Genomic DNA, 13576 nt, shown 5'->3' with positions numbered 1-13576 from the left:
CGGGTGATGGTGCCTTTTTTTCACGCTCATAACATGGCCCCATTCTATGGCAGAATAGACGCCGTTTTTAAGGTCATCACAGAAGGTTTTCGCCGCTTTGTCCCAACTCCCCATCGTTTCGGTGCTGTCCGGGCTGTTTGATGCCATCGACCACCACGCCAGCGTGATCCTGCAGGCGCCGCCCGGCGCGGGCAAGTCGACCCTGCTGCCGCTGGAGCTGGTGCGCCAGGCCCGCTTGCCCGGTCGGATCATCATGCTGGAGCCCCGTCGGCTGGCGGCGCGCAACATCGCCGGCTTTCTGGCCCGCCAACTCGGCGAGAAGGTGGGGGAGCGCATCGGCCTGCGGGTGCGCGGCGAGAGCCGAGTCAGTGCCCAGACCCGGCTGGAGATAGTGACCGAGGGGGTGCTGACCCGGATGTTGCAGCAGGATCCCGAGCTCCCTGGCGTCTCCCTGATCATCTTCGATGAATTCCACGAGCGCAGCCTGCATGCCGACACCGCCCTGGCCTTCGCCATCGAGAGCCAGCAGGGGCTGCGCGACGATCTCAAGTTGCTGATCATGTCCGCCACCCTGGATGGCATGGCGCTGGAGAGCCTGCTGCCGGACGCCCCCGTCATCCGCTCCGAGGGGCGCGGCTTCCCCATCGACTATCACTATCGTCCTGCCAATCGTCAGCAGTGGCTGGAGCCCCAGCTGGGCGCCGTGGTGCTGGAGGCGCTGGCCAGCCACGCCGGCAGCGCCCTGGTGTTCCTGCCGGGGCAGGGGGAGATAGAGCGGCTGGCCCAGTGGCTGGCGGGACGGCTGCCCGATGACGTGCGCCTCGCGCCGCTCTATGGCCGCCTCGACATGGCGGCGCAGCAGGCCGCCATCGAGCCGGCGCCTGCGGGCAGTCGCAAGCTGGTGCTCACCACCAATGTGGCGGAGACCTCCCTCACCATAGAGGGGGTCTCGGTCGTCATCGACAGCGGGCTGGAGCGGAGCGCCTCCTTCGATCTGAAGAGCGGTGTCACCCGGCTGGAGACCCGCCAGATCGCCAGGGCCTCCGCCACCCAGCGGGCGGGCCGCGCGGGTCGTCTCGGTCCGGGTGTCTGCTACCGACTGTGGAGCGGCGAGGTGCAGGAGCGCCTCGCCGAGCAGAGCCCACCGGACATCCTGACCCAGGAGCTGACCGGCCTGCTGCTGGATGCCGCCCAGTGGGGGGCCAGGGTGGAGAGCCTGCCGCTGCTGGATATGCCCCCCGCCGCCGCGCTGGCCGGCGCCCAGCGTCTGCTGGTGGCCCTCGGGGCCATGCAGCCGGGCAGCGATCAACAACTCACCCCCCAGGGCAGAGCCATGGCGGCGCTCGGCACTCATCCCCGGCTGGCGCGCCTGCTGCTGCGGGCTCGGGAGCTGGAAGCCGAGGGTCTGACAGGGATTGTCGCCGATGCCGCTTATCTGGTGGCGCTGCTGGAAGAGGATCTGCGAGGATCCGAGCGCCTCTCGGTGCTGTTCCACCGCCGCCTGGGAGCCCTGCGTCAGGGCGCCGCCCGCTGGTTCGAGCGGCTCGGGGTGCGGCCCGGCTCTGCACCACGGGAGGCTCAGGGGCAGTGGCTGGGGCTGCTGTGCGCCCTCGCCTGGCCGGATCGGATCGGCAAGTTGCGCAGCGCCACCCGCTATCAACTCAGTGGTGGGGTGAGCTGCGATCTGGTAGAAGGTCATCCATGCCAGGGACAAGGCGCCCTGATCGCCATCGAGATGGGGCAGAACGAGCGCGGCAGCCGCATCTTCATCGCCGAGCCAGTGGAGCTGGACGAGCTGGTCCGCCTGCTGCCCGAGCTGGTGAGCGAGCGCCAGTGGTTCGACTGGGACGAGCGGGAGGCGCGGGTGCGGGCCGAGCGCCAGCAGGTGCTCGGCGAACTGGTGCTGAGCCAGCGGCCGCTGACCGAGCTGTCGGACGAGCAGAAGGGGCGCTGCCTGCTGCAGGGCATTCGCCGCAAGGGGTTGCACGTGCTGCCCTGGGATGAGCAGAGTGAAGGGCTGCTGGCCCGCCTGCGCTGCGCTGCCGACTGGTTGCCGGATGAGGGCTGGCCCGCCATGGACGACGAGAGCCTGCTGGCCCGGCTGGAAGAGTGGTTATTGCCTGCCCTGAGTGGCATGACCCGGCTGGAGCAGCTGAAGCGGCTCAACCTGGTGGACATATTGCGCCAGTCCCTGCCCTGGCCGCTGCCGAGGCGGCTGGACGAGGCACTGCCGAGTCACTTTGCCGCACCGACCGGCAGCCGGGTGCGGATCCGCTATCAGCCGGGTCAGGCGCCGGTGATCCCGGTGCGGATCCAGGAGATGTTCGGCCAGGCCAGCACCCCCTGCGTGGCCGATGGCCGGGTGGCGCTGGTGGTGGAGCTGCTCTCGCCGGCCCAGCGGCCGCTGCAGATCACCGCCGATCTGGCCGCCTTCTGGGCCGGCTCCTATGCGCTGGTGAAGAAAGAGATGAAGGGGCGCTATCCCCGTCACTACTGGCCGGACAATCCCCTCGAGGCGATGCCGACCCGGGTGACCAAGAAGAAGATGGGCATGTAGAGGAAGTCAGGCTCGATTGGCGAAGCGCAATCGGCCCTACGGCTCTCGCCAAGACCAATGAGATAATGACTACGCCCGCGATGGCGACATAACGAATAGCAAAGAGGATTCATGGCAACGCAACAACGCAAGCGTACCCCCAAGAAGGCGGCGCCCAACCGCACCATCTGGCGCAAGCTGTTCTGGCTTGGTTTCAAGCTCTCCCTGGTGGTGGGCGCCTTCATGGTGGTATTTGGCATCTACCTCGATACCAAGGTACGCGAGCGCTTCGACGGGGAGAAATGGCAGCTGCCGGTGATGGTCTACAGCCGTCCGCTGGAGCTCTATCCCAGCCAGCGCATCTCCCAGGCCCAGATGCTGCGCGAGCTCAACATGCTGAGCTACAAGCAGGTGCGCCAGCCCCATACCCCGGGCGAGTACGCCATCAACGGCAATCGCATCGAGCTGGTCCGCCGTCCGTTCGAATTCTCTGACGGCGCCGACGGCGCCCGCGGCCTGCGGCTCACCTTCAACGGCGCCCGGCTGGAGGGGATCCAGTCCCTGGAGACCCAGCGCCAGCTGGGTTATGCCCAGATGGACCCGGTGTTGCTGGACCGACTCAACACCGAGGATCGGGAGGATCGCCTGCTGGTGCGCATCGCCGAGGTGCCGGACAGCCTGCTGATCACCCTGCTCACCACCGAGGATCGGGACTTCTACCAGCACGGCGGCGTCTCGCCGGTGGCCATCATGCGCGCCATGGCGGCCAACCTGCTGGCCGGTCGCACCGTACAGGGGGGCAGTACCCTCACCCAGCAGCTCGCCAAGAACTTCTTCCTGACCCGGGAGCGCAGCCTGTGGCGGAAACTGCAGGAAGCCTACATGGCGGTGTTGATCGACTACCGCTACAGCAAGGACGAGATCCTGGAGTCCTACCTCAACGAGGTCTATCTGGGGCAGAACTTCTCCCAGGGGGTCTATGGCTTCGGGCTCGCCTCCTACTTCTACTTCGGCATCCCGGTCAACGAGCTGGACATCGATCAGGTGGCGCTGCTGGTGGGGCTGGTGAAGGGCCCCTCCTATTACGATCCCTGGCGCTTCCCCGAGCGAGCCAAGGCGCGTCGGGATCTGGTGCTCAAGCTGCTGATGGATCATGGCAGCCTGCAACCGGCCGAATATGAGCTGGCCAGCAAGCAGCCGCTCGGCATCATCGCCCGGGGCCAGATGAGCTATGGCCGTACCCCGGCCTTCATGGGGCTGCTCAAGCGCGAGATCCAGAGCCGCTTCGGCCCGGATCTGCTCAAGCAGTCCGGCCTCAAGATCTTCACCAGCCTGGATCCCATCGCCCAGCACGCCGCCGAGCAGGCGGTGGAGTCCGGCCTCGCCCTCATCGAGAAGCAGCGTGGCAAGAAGAAGCTGGAGGCGGCCATGGTGGTTTCCGACTGGCACAAGGGGGAGGTGGTCGCCATGGTGGGTGGCCGGGATCCGCGCTACGCCGGCTTCAACCGCGCGCTGGATGCCCGTCGCCAGATAGGTTCCCTGGTGAAACCGGCGGTCTATCTCACCGGCCTCTCCAATGGCCTGACCCTGGGCACCCCGCTCAAGGATCAGCCTATCCGCATCCGTGGTCAGGATGGCCAGATCTGGACGCCGCAGAACTACGATCGCAAGTTCCGCCAGAGCGTGCCGCTGATGGAGGCGCTGGCCAGCTCCCTCAACGTGCCGACCGTCAACCTGGGGTTGCAGGTGGGGCTGGACAAGGTGGTGGACACCCTGCACAAGCTGGGGGTCGATCAGGATATCCAGCCCTATCCGTCGCTGGTGCTGGGGGCGGTGGCACTGTCGCCGATGGAGGTGAACCAGATGTACCTGCCCATCGCCAACCAGGGGCTGACCCAGCCGCTGTCGGCCATCCGCGCCGTCATCAACAGCGATGGCAGCCAGCTCTATCAGCATGATCAGGCCGCCAAGCGGGTGACGGACCAGCAGGCCAGCTGGCTGACCCTGTTCGCCATGACCAAGACGGTGAGCCAGGGCACGGCCCGCGCCCTGAGCGCCAAGTTCCCCGGCGCCACCATGGCCGCCAAGACCGGCACCACCAACGAGCTGCGGGACTCCTGGTTTGCCGGGATGGACAACAACGAGCTGGTCAGCATCTGGGTCGGCCGGGATGACAACCAGCCCGCCGGGCTGACCGGGGCCAGCGGTGCCCTGCAGCTGTTCAGCGGCTACATGAGCCAGCGCGGGGTCAACAGCCTGGGGCTGAAGATGCCGGAAGGGGTGAGCTGGGCCAACTTCTCCCGCTCCAGCGGCGCCCGGGTCGCCAGCGATTGCCCAGGCAGTCTGCAGGTGCCGGCCAAGCTGGCAGGATTGCCTGCACCCGCCAGCTGCGCCAGCCCGGTGATCAACCCGGTCAACGCGCTGGATAACTGGTTCAGCGGTTTCTTCAACTAACGACGACGGGCGGCCTGGCCGCCCGTCTCTCTGGAGTGAATATGACGGTTTCCCTCTTCGATGGCATCCATCACCTGGCCATCATCGCCAGCGACTATGGCCGCTCGCGTCACTTCTATCATGAGCTGCTGGGGCTGCCCATCATCAACGAGACCCTGCGTGCCGAGCGCGAGTCCTGGAAGCTGGATCTGGCGCTGCCCGACGGCAGCCAGCTGGAGTTGTTCAGCTTCCCGGCGCCGCCGGCGCGGCCCTCCCGGCCGGAGGCCTGCGGCCTGCGCCACCTGGCGTTTCGGGTGAAGGCGCTCGAGCCCGTCATCGCCCATCTGCAGCGGCACCAGATTGCGGTGGAGCCGGTGCGGGTCGATGAGCTGACCGGCAAGCGCTTCACCTTCTTCGCCGATCCCGATGGCCTGCCGCTTGAGCTCTACGAGACGGGCCGCTAACCCTACTCGCGGGCTGCCACAAACCCAAAAAGCCGCCAGGCGTTGCCTGGCGGCTTTTTTAATGGGCGAGTGGCGAAGGTCAGGCCGTGGTCAGCAGCCCGACGGCGAGGGCCATGACCAGGATGCCGGCCCAGCCGACGGGCTTGAGCCGCTCACCAAACAGCAGCAGGCCCCCGAGCGCCGTGCCGAGTATGCCGATGGCGCCCCAGGTGGCATAGGCCACCGCCAGATCGATCCGGCCTGTGCTCACCGCTTCGCTGAGCATGGTGAAGGCGCAGAGCACCAGCAGTATGCCGAGAAAACCCCAGCCCTTGTGGCGGAAACCGAGGGAGCGGTTGATGGCCATGTTGGCCCCCACATCCAGCAGGGCCGCGCCCAGCACTATGATCAAGGGGTGCATGTCGCCTCCTCCCCGCCGAACGGGCCCGTGGGCTCAGCCTGACGGGCCAGCGGCGCGTCGTGGCTCTCACCCATAGTCACCATAACAATACCCACTATTGCCAGCGCCAGCCCGACCCACTCCTGGGCATTCAGGTCATGGCCCAGGAACAGCACCGAGACCGTGGTGATCAGTGCGATCCCCAGCCCTTCCCAGAGCGCGAACGCAATACCAATGGAGATTGTTTTGGCGGCCTTGGCCAGCAGCAGATAGGAGAAGGAGATGAGCAGCCACATCGGCAGGTAGTTGAGCCAACCGGCGTCATTCTCCGGGATCAGCGCCATGCTGGAGGTGCCTGCCACCTCGGTCAGGATGGCGCCCGTCAAGAAGGTGCGCGCTAAAAACAGCGGTCTGAATAACATAAAATTTCCTTTTGTTGCTGCGACGGGAGAGAGGATAGCCGGGCTGGGGCGGGGCGCAGGAATCGCTGAGCGTCGACTATTCGAACGCTGACGGTTTGCCTTGCCAAAAGGGGGTGGGTAATCTGACTCTGGAACACTCCGCCATCAGAGCGCGATCATGAAGCTTTATCAGATACAACTCTTTGTAGAATCAGCAGACAGCGGCTCGATCGCCAACGCGGCCAGGCGTCTTGGCAAGAGTCGCAGCGCCGTCAGCACGGCGATCGCCGCACTGGAGATCGAGCTTGGCGTCGACCTTTTCGAACGAGGGGCCAACCAGAGCCGGCTGACCGAGATCGGTGAGCAGGTGCTGGACGACTGCAAGCGGTTGCTGCAGGCGGCCAACAGCCTGAAACTCAAGTGCGAGCATCACGCCTCCGGCGCCGAGGTGGCGCTGCGAGTGGCGCGGGACGACGCCATCCCCGAGCCGGTCTGGCGCGAGTTGCTGGGCAACCTGCGTCGCCAGTTCCCCGGCACCAGCATCTCCCTGGTGCTGGCCTCGCCCCCCGAGCTGCCCGCTCTGGTGGAGGAGGGCTTCGTGGATGCCGCCTTTGGCCTCATCACTGAGGAGCAGGAGCGCAGCGGTCTCAATATCGACGTGCTCAATCCGATCCGTACCCTGATGGTGGTGGCGCCGAGCCACCCGCTGGCCGGCCTGAAGCGGGTGCTACAGCAGGACTTGACCGGCCATACCCAGGTCACGCTCTCCTACGTCGACGAGTTTTCGGTCAAGAGCCTGTTGCCCATCGGCGGCCAGCACATCGGCCTGTCGAGCTTCGAGCTGATGCGGGATGCGGTGCTGGACGGGCTCGGCTGGGCGGTGCTGCCGTCGCCGCTGATCCAGAGCCAGCTGCGGCAGGGGGAGCTGCTGACCCTGAAGCACAAGTTCAGCCTGCAGTGGCGGGACTACGGGGTCTATCTGTCGGAGAATGCCCACCATGGCAAGGTGCTGGCCTGGTTGAAGAAGGCCATTCAGGCCTATCTCGAGCCCTTCGAGTAGCCGCCTCGGGGGAGGGGGAAAGCAAGAGGGGCCCTGGGGCCCCTCTTGCTGATCTGAACTGACGCCGGCTCAGCGCAGGCCATGGCGCGGTGCGGGCTGGCGTGGGCGGAAGGGCAGCCAGAGGATGCCGAGCAGCAGATCCCCCAGCAGGGCCGCGAGCAGACCCCCCACCACCCCACAGAAGATGGCGGCCTGTTTGAGCGGCACCACATAGCTGTAGTTGTGCAGGGTATCCTGCCAGAGCCGGGGATCCGGTTGCAGCAGCAGGTGGGACAGCTGCTGGTACCAGGGCTTGTCCTGGAAGGCGCGCTCCTGTTGCAGGCGCTGCTGCTGGCTCACCAGATGCTGCAGGCTGGCGGCATCCTGGGCAAACACCGGATCCGGGTTGGTGCTGTAGTGGTCGACCAGGGCCGCCAGATCGCCGCCGAAATACCGATCCGCGGTGCCCTGGAAGGGCGCCAGACTGAGGTCGGCCTGCTGCAGGCGGGCATCCAGCCGCTGGTAGTAGAGATCGATCAGCCCAGGTATCTGCACACCCGCCAGCAAACCGAGCGCAAACAGCATCATGCGAAGGTAACTGCGCATCGTCATCATCCTGAAGAGAGGGAGTGGTCATACTAGCCGCAACGGGGGGGCGAGCCAAGGTGGTGTCTCCATCCGGCGTGGGTGTCAGCTGGCGTGGCCGGAATAAGATTTCGCAGGGTATTCCTCTCCCATTGCCTTCCACGAATTTGTGATTTGAATCACGAATTTTATGTTTTAACATGTGACCTTTTTTCGCATTCGAAGGGAGGCTCGCATGAGCAAGTTCGTACCTTTCTATCTGGTCGGGGGCCTGATCGCCATCAGCTGGGCCGCCCTGCCGGGCCATGGTCCATGGGACCAATGGGATCTCTCCACCTTCCGGCTGGTCAACGGCTGGCTGGGCCAATACTCCCGCTGGGCCGATCTGGTCGCCATCACCAACAACCGTCTGTTCGATCTGGCCACGCTGACCTGCATGGGCGCTATCCTGGCAGCCTGCTTCGGCCGGGCCTATGGGCAGGAGCGCCGTCGTCTGGTGGCGATGGGGATTGTCATGTTGCTGGGGGCCTTGCTGATCAACCAGCTGGGTCATCTGCTGCCGGTCAAGCGTCCCAGTCCCACCCTGACGGTGGCAGGGGCGCTGCGGCTGACCGAGCTCAGTGCCATCCCCACCAAGGATGCTGCCGGTGACAGCTTCCCCGGCGATCATGCGCTGTTTCTGATGATCTTCGCCGGGTTTGCCTTGCGCTATCTGCCGCGCTGGGCCGGCATCCTTGCGGTGCTGATGGTGCCGCTGTTTTCGGCGCCCCGCATTCTCGCCGGTGCTCACTGGCTGACGGATATCTATGTCGGTGCGCTCTGTCTCGCCCTGCTCTGTCTGCCGCTGCTGTTGTTGACGCCCTGCTCGGATCGGCTGATCGACCGCCTCGAGCCCTGGCTGCCCCGCTGGTTGCCCCTGGGCCATCGGCTACGAGGCTGAGGGGGGCGCAATAAAAAAGAAGGCAGCTGAAAACCGCCTTCTTTTGGTTATGCACCATCGGCGACTGTGGTCGTCGCGAAATGACCATAATTACGACCGATGACCCCGGGCTTGCGCCCTCATCGACAAGTATTAGCAGAGCCGTTCGAACTCGTCTGCCCGGACCTGGCCCCCTGAATCGTTGGCATGGGGTGAATGGTTGATCCTGACCAAGATTTTTTTATTTCTGCTGCCTTAGAATCGCCGCCCTTGCTGGAGAACCCCAATGTTAATCAATCTGCTGCGCCTGCTCTTCATCGGCTGCGCCCTGGTCTTCATCTTCATGCTGATCCATGCCTGGTGGCACAAGCGGCGCCTGGGCGAGCTGGAGCCCACCCCCTTCTGGCCGGTGGCGGGCATCGGCTTCGTCGCCAATTTTCTCGATACCCTGGGGGTCGGCAGCTTCGCGGTGAAGACCGCCTGCTACAAGCAGTTCAAGCTGATCGATGATCGGCTGCTGCCCGGCACCCTCAACGGCCAGTGCGTGTTGCCGACCGTGACCCAGTCCCTGATCTTCATCGGCGCGGTCAAGGTGGATCCGCTCACCCTCATCGGCATGATGGCGGCGGCGGCGGCGGGAGCCGCCTGGGGGGCGAGTCGTGTCGCGGCCTTCGACCGGCAGACCATCCGCCTGGTGATGGCGGTCTCCCTGCTGGTGGTGGCCGGGCTCATCTTCGCCGGGCTGCTGGGGCTCTTCCCCCTCGGCGGCGAGGCCATGGGGCTGACGGGCTACAAGCTGGCCATAGCCCTGCTCGGCAACTTCCTGTTCGGGGTGTTGATGAACGTCGGCATAGGCCTGTTCGCCCCCTGCATGACCCTGGTCTATCTGCTGGGGATGAACCCCATGGCGGCCTTCCCCATCATGATGGGCTCCACCGCCGTGCTCAGCGTCTTCTCGGCGGGTACCTTCATCCGGCGGGGGGCTTTCGATGCCAGGGCCGTGCTGGCGGTGGCCATCTTCGGCCCGCTCGGGGTGGTGCTGGCCGCCATGGTGGTGCAGTCCATGGACATGGAGATGCTGAAATGGCTGGTGGCCTTCGTCGTCATCTATACCTCCTGGACCATGTACGCCTCCTGGCGCGCGGCGCGCCATCAGCCCCGCTCCCAGCTGGCCGAGAGCGCAGGCTAGCAGGGGTATAGGACTGGGCTGGCCGGGGTACATGGACACAGCCCGTCAAGGGGATGCCGGCACGGCGGATGGTCTCTGCCATCATTTATGTCTCCTGGACCAGCCGCGCCTCCTGGCGAGTGGGCCGGCGTCGCTCTCCTCCGCGGGTGGGCGGCGCAGGCTGGCCTGCACCAGTGCCGCCTCGGCCTTGGCGCCGAGGAAGACATAGAGCCCCAGCGCCAGCAGCAGCCCCACCGCACAACCCATCACCCCCACCGCCGGCCAGAGCAGCTCGATCTGGCCGAGCGATCCCTTGAACAGCAGCAGCAAGCCCTCGATGGAGACCGCGATCAGGATGGCGGCGATGAAGCGGGTGATGGTGCGGCGGATGGCGCTGTGGCGGAAGATGTCCTTATGCAGCAGCACCTCCTCCTCCAGAATGGTCTTGCCCAGATCGAACACCGCCAGCGCCAGGGTCAGGAAGATGATGGCGCTGAAGGCGCCGAGCCGGTTCGGCTGGGTGCCGCACAGCAGCAGGTAGATCTGCTCAAGGCCATGCCAGATCAGGGTCGCGACGATGAGAAATAGCGCCAGGCTCAGCACCACGTACACCGCCCTGAACCAGGGAATGGCGCGGCGCCGCTCCCTGTCCCCCATCAGCCAGGCGATCAGCTGATGCAGGTTGATGCCGAGCTCGCGGCCATGGCCCTGCACCACCAGTCGCAGCTGTGCCTGTGGGGCGGGGACGGGGGCCAGTATGGCCGGCGCGGCCTGGCTCTGGCCTATGCTCTGCACGAAGGGATAGCCCTTGAGGGAATCCTGGGGCAGGGTGAGCAGGCCCAGCAACAGGGGGGCCAGCTCGGCTTCATATTCCTGATAGCGCCGCAGCACATCGATGGGGCTCATCTCTGCCATATAGACCTCGGTCAAGTGGGCTCCTGCACTAGCTGGTGCAAATAGTGGGCCCGCTTTATGACAGCCAGAGTGGCGCATGTTGCACCAAGGGGTGGCAAAGCGCGGTGGGGCGCCCTGAGATCGCACCAGAAAGGGGAGTTGCGTGAGGGGAGGGCCTTGTCGGGGCGAGGATGAAAAAAAAGGGCCCCCTGAGGGCCCTTTGCTATTTAGGTGCGGTTTAGCCTGCCAGCTTGGCGAAGCTGCGATCGGCGGCAGCCAGGGTGTGCTCGATCTCCTTGTCACCGTGCGCCAGCGACAGGAAGCCGGCCTCGTAGGCGCTCGGCGCCAGGTAGACCCCCTCTGCCAGCATCAGATGGTAGAAACGCTTGAAGCGCTCCATGTCGCAGCGGGTCACCTGCTCGTAGCGGGTGATCTCGGTCTCGTCGGTGAAGAAGAAACCGAACATGCCGCCCACGTGGGTGATGGCGAGCGGGATGCCGTGCCTGGCGGCGGCGGCCTTCAGCCCCTCGGCCACCCGGGCGGTCTTGGCGCTCAGCTGCTCATACAGACCCGGCTCTTGCAGCAGATCCAGCATGGCGAGGCCGGCGGCCATGGCCACCGGGTTGCCGGACAGGGTACCGGCCTGGTAGACAGGACCGGTCGGGGCTATGTACTGCATCACCTTTTTCTTGCCGCCGAAGGCGCCGACCGGCATGCCGGCCCCGATGATCTTGCCGAGGGTGGTGAGATCCGGCTCTATGTTGTAGTGACCTTGCGCCCCGCGCAGGGAGACGCGGAAGCCGGTCATCACCTCATCCAGGATCAGCAGGGCGCCGAACTCGTCGCAGATGGCGCGCAGCCCTTCCAGGAAGCCGGGCACCGGCGGGATGCAGTTCATGTTGCCGGCCACCGGCTCGACTATGATGCAGGCGATCTCGCTGCCGTACTGTTCGAAGGCCTCGCGCACCGACGCCAGATCGTTGAACACGCAGGTCAGGGTGTGCTTGGCAAAGTCGGCGGGCACGCCCGGGCTGTTGGGCTGACCCAGGGTGAGGGCGCCGGAGCCGGCCTTGACCAGCAGGGAGTCGGCGTGACCGTGGTAGCAGCCTTCAAATTTGACGATCTTGTCGCGGTTGGTGTAACCGCGGGCCAGCCGGATGGCGCTCATGGTCGCCTCTGTGCCGGAGTTCACCATCCGTACCTGCTCCATGGAGGGCACTATCTGGCGCACCTTCTCGGCCATCAGCACCTCGATCTCGGTGGGGGCGCCGAAGCTCAGCCCCTTCTCCACCGCCTTGATCACCGCGGCCTTGATGGCGGGGTGATTGTGACCGAGCAGCATGGGGCCCCAGGAACCTATGTAGTCCACATAGGCCTGACCATCCACATCATAGAGATAGGCACCGTCTGCATGATCGATGAAGCGGGGAGTACCGCCGACCCCATTGAAGGCGCGGACCGGTGAGTTGACGCCGCCCGGAATGGTCTGGCGGGCCTGTTCAAACAGCTGATCTGATTTTGACATGGATCATCCTTAATGGGATTTTGGATGTCACACTGGGGGCGGTAGCCGATTGCGGCTCGGCAGCCAGGGATGGGAGGAGTATGCTTTGCGCTCTCGCTACCCGGGCCGCTGGCTCGCTCCGTGACACAGGAAAACGGGCCGACTATAGCAGAAAGCCGCTGTGCAGGGCAGCCGGGCCATGGGCCGGGTGTTTCTTGAAACTGGTAAGATATGAACGTGGTCTCCCATGCAGCAACAAGTGCCCCCCTCTTCTGAATCTCCGCCGCCGCGTCGCCCGCCCGCCCTGCGGCGCCTCATCCAGCAGGACAAGATGCCGCTGCTGGTGCTATTGCTCGCCGCCCTGGTGGGCATGCTGGCCGGGCTGGTATGCGGGCTGTTTGAATCCGGCGTGCACTGGATGGCCGAGCAGCGTCTCGCGCTGCTGGCCGATCGCCCCTGGTGGCAGCTTGGCCTGCTGGGGTTCGGGTTCAGTGCCCTGCTGGGCTTGGTCGGCTATTTCCTCACCCACACCTTTGCCCCGGAAGCGGGCGGCTCCGGCATCCCCGAGATCGAAGGGGCCATGGATGAGCTGCGCCCGGTGCGCTGGTGGCGGGTATTGCCGGTCAAGTTCTTCGGCGGCATCTGCACCCTGAGTTCGGGCATGGTGCTGGGGCGGGAGGGGCCCTCGGTACAGATTGGCGGCAACTTGGGCAAGATGGTGGCCGATATCTTCCGGCTGCCCAAGGAACATGGCCATGCCCTGCTGGCGGCGGGGGCGGCGGGAGGCCTCGCCGCCGCCTTCAATGCGCCGCTGGCGGGGATCCTGTTCGTGATGGAGGAGATGCGGCCCCAGTTCCGTTACTCCTTCCTCGCCATCAAGGCGGTGGGGATCTCGGCCGTGATGGCGACCCTGATGCTGCAAAACATGAAGGGGCAGGCGCCGGTGATCAGCCTGCCTCACTACGATGCGCCTACCCTGAAGGCGCTCTGGTTGTTCCTCTTCATGGGTGGCTGTTTCGGCGTGCTGGGATTCGTCTTCAACAAGCTGGTGCTCGCCTGTCAGGACGGCTATCTGGCCCTGCATCAGAACAAGCGCCACCGCTTCGTCGCCATCGGCATGCTGGTGGCGGGCACCTTCGGCGTGCTGTCGTTGTTTGCTCCCTCGGTCACGGGGGGCGGGACCGAGCTGATCCCGCACCTGATGGGCGATGAGTATGCGATGGCGACCCTGTTCCTCATCTTCTCGGTGCGGCT

12 protein-coding genes (1 of these 12 cut by a window edge) are annotated in these 13576 nt (G+C 65.4%); 7 read left to right on the top strand and 5 right to left on the bottom strand.

Translation table 11 applies throughout. The features are described from left to right. The first annotated feature begins 97 nt into the window (after positions 1–97). The 3 genes from hrpB to gloA2 all read left to right on the top strand — a co-directional run bounded on the left by hrpB (position 98) and on the right by gloA2 (position 5433). Positions 98–2557 (top strand): ATP-dependent helicase HrpB, encoded by a 2460-nt coding sequence (hrpB, locus tag EL255_RS17450; RefSeq protein ID WP_042652985.1) that lies wholly within the window; start codon positions 98–100, stop codon positions 2555–2557. Between the two features lie 111 nt (positions 2558–2668). Continuing rightward, positions 2669–4990 carry a penicillin-binding protein 1B gene (gene mrcB, locus EL255_RS17445; RefSeq protein WP_042652984.1) on the top strand — a complete coding sequence of 774 codons (2322 nt, stop codon included), beginning with the start codon at positions 2669–2671 and terminating at the stop codon, positions 4988–4990. Between the two features lie 41 nt (positions 4991–5031). After that, the gene (gloA2, locus tag EL255_RS17440) at positions 5032–5433 is read left to right on the top strand and encodes an SMU1112c/YaeR family gloxylase I-like metalloprotein (RefSeq protein WP_042652983.1); all 402 of its coding nucleotides are present in this window, start codon (positions 5032–5034) and stop codon (positions 5431–5433) included. 79 nt (positions 5434–5512) lie between these two features. Here gloA2 and EL255_RS17435 read toward each other — a convergent pair whose 3' ends face one another. Further along, a complete protein-coding gene (locus EL255_RS17435) occupies positions 5513–5833 on the bottom strand; it encodes an SMR family transporter (RefSeq protein WP_042652982.1) in 321 nt (106 codons plus the stop codon). Continuing rightward, positions 5821–6234 (bottom strand): SMR family transporter, encoded by a 414-nt coding sequence (locus tag EL255_RS17430; protein ID WP_042652981.1) that lies wholly within the window; start codon positions 6232–6234, stop codon positions 5821–5823. Before EL255_RS17430 ends, EL255_RS17435 begins: the two co-directional genes overlap by 13 nt. A gap of 157 nt (positions 6235–6391) precedes the next feature. Between EL255_RS17430 and EL255_RS17425 the strand changes: the two genes are divergently transcribed. Then, positions 6392–7273 (top strand): LysR family transcriptional regulator, encoded by an 882-nt coding sequence (locus EL255_RS17425; protein WP_042652980.1) that lies wholly within the window; start codon positions 6392–6394, stop codon positions 7271–7273. A 69-nt stretch (positions 7274–7342) separates the two neighbouring features. Here EL255_RS17425 and EL255_RS17420 read toward each other — a convergent pair whose 3' ends face one another. Next, positions 7343–7858 (bottom strand): DUF2937 family protein, encoded by a 516-nt coding sequence (locus EL255_RS17420; RefSeq protein ID WP_042652979.1) that lies wholly within the window; start codon positions 7856–7858, stop codon positions 7343–7345. A 214-nt stretch (positions 7859–8072) separates the two neighbouring features. Here EL255_RS17420 and EL255_RS17415 point away from each other — a divergent pair, with 214 nt between their 5' ends. Both EL255_RS17415 and EL255_RS17410 read left to right on the top strand, forming a co-directional pair. Beyond that, positions 8073–8777 carry a phosphatase PAP2 family protein gene (locus tag EL255_RS17415; RefSeq protein WP_042652978.1) on the top strand — a complete coding sequence of 235 codons (705 nt, stop codon included), beginning with the start codon at positions 8073–8075 and terminating at the stop codon, positions 8775–8777. 265 nt (positions 8778–9042) lie between these two features. Continuing rightward, a complete protein-coding gene (locus tag EL255_RS17410) occupies positions 9043–9945 on the top strand; it encodes a sulfite exporter TauE/SafE family protein (protein ID WP_042652977.1) in 903 nt (300 codons plus the stop codon). Between the two features lie 81 nt (positions 9946–10026). Here EL255_RS17410 and EL255_RS17405 read toward each other — a convergent pair whose 3' ends face one another. Both EL255_RS17405 and hemL read right to left on the bottom strand, forming a co-directional pair. Beyond that, positions 10027–10839: a hypothetical protein gene (locus tag EL255_RS17405; RefSeq protein WP_042653308.1), complete on the bottom strand. Its 813-nt coding sequence runs from the start codon at positions 10837–10839 to the stop codon at positions 10027–10029. 217 nt (positions 10840–11056) lie between these two features. Continuing rightward, positions 11057–12343, bottom strand: coding sequence for a glutamate-1-semialdehyde 2,1-aminomutase (gene hemL, locus EL255_RS17400; protein ID WP_042652976.1), 1287 nt, complete (start codon positions 12341–12343; stop codon positions 11057–11059). A 226-nt stretch (positions 12344–12569) separates the two neighbouring features. On the opposite strand from hemL, the gene clcA reads away from it, so the two are divergent. Further along, positions 12570–13576: the 5' portion of a H(+)/Cl(-) exchange transporter ClcA gene (gene clcA / locus EL255_RS17395; RefSeq protein WP_042652975.1), read on the top strand. 388 nt of this gene lie beyond the right edge of the window; only the first 1007 of its 1395 coding nucleotides appear in the window; its start codon is at positions 12570–12572; the stop codon falls past the right edge of the window.

The sequence above is a fragment of the Aeromonas encheleia genome, from assembly GCF_900637545.1.
In the GTDB taxonomy this organism is placed as follows: domain Bacteria; phylum Pseudomonadota; class Gammaproteobacteria; order Enterobacterales; family Aeromonadaceae; genus Aeromonas; species Aeromonas encheleia.
Note: the sequence above shows the minus strand (reverse complement) of the source record. Positions and strands in the feature narration are given on the sequence as shown.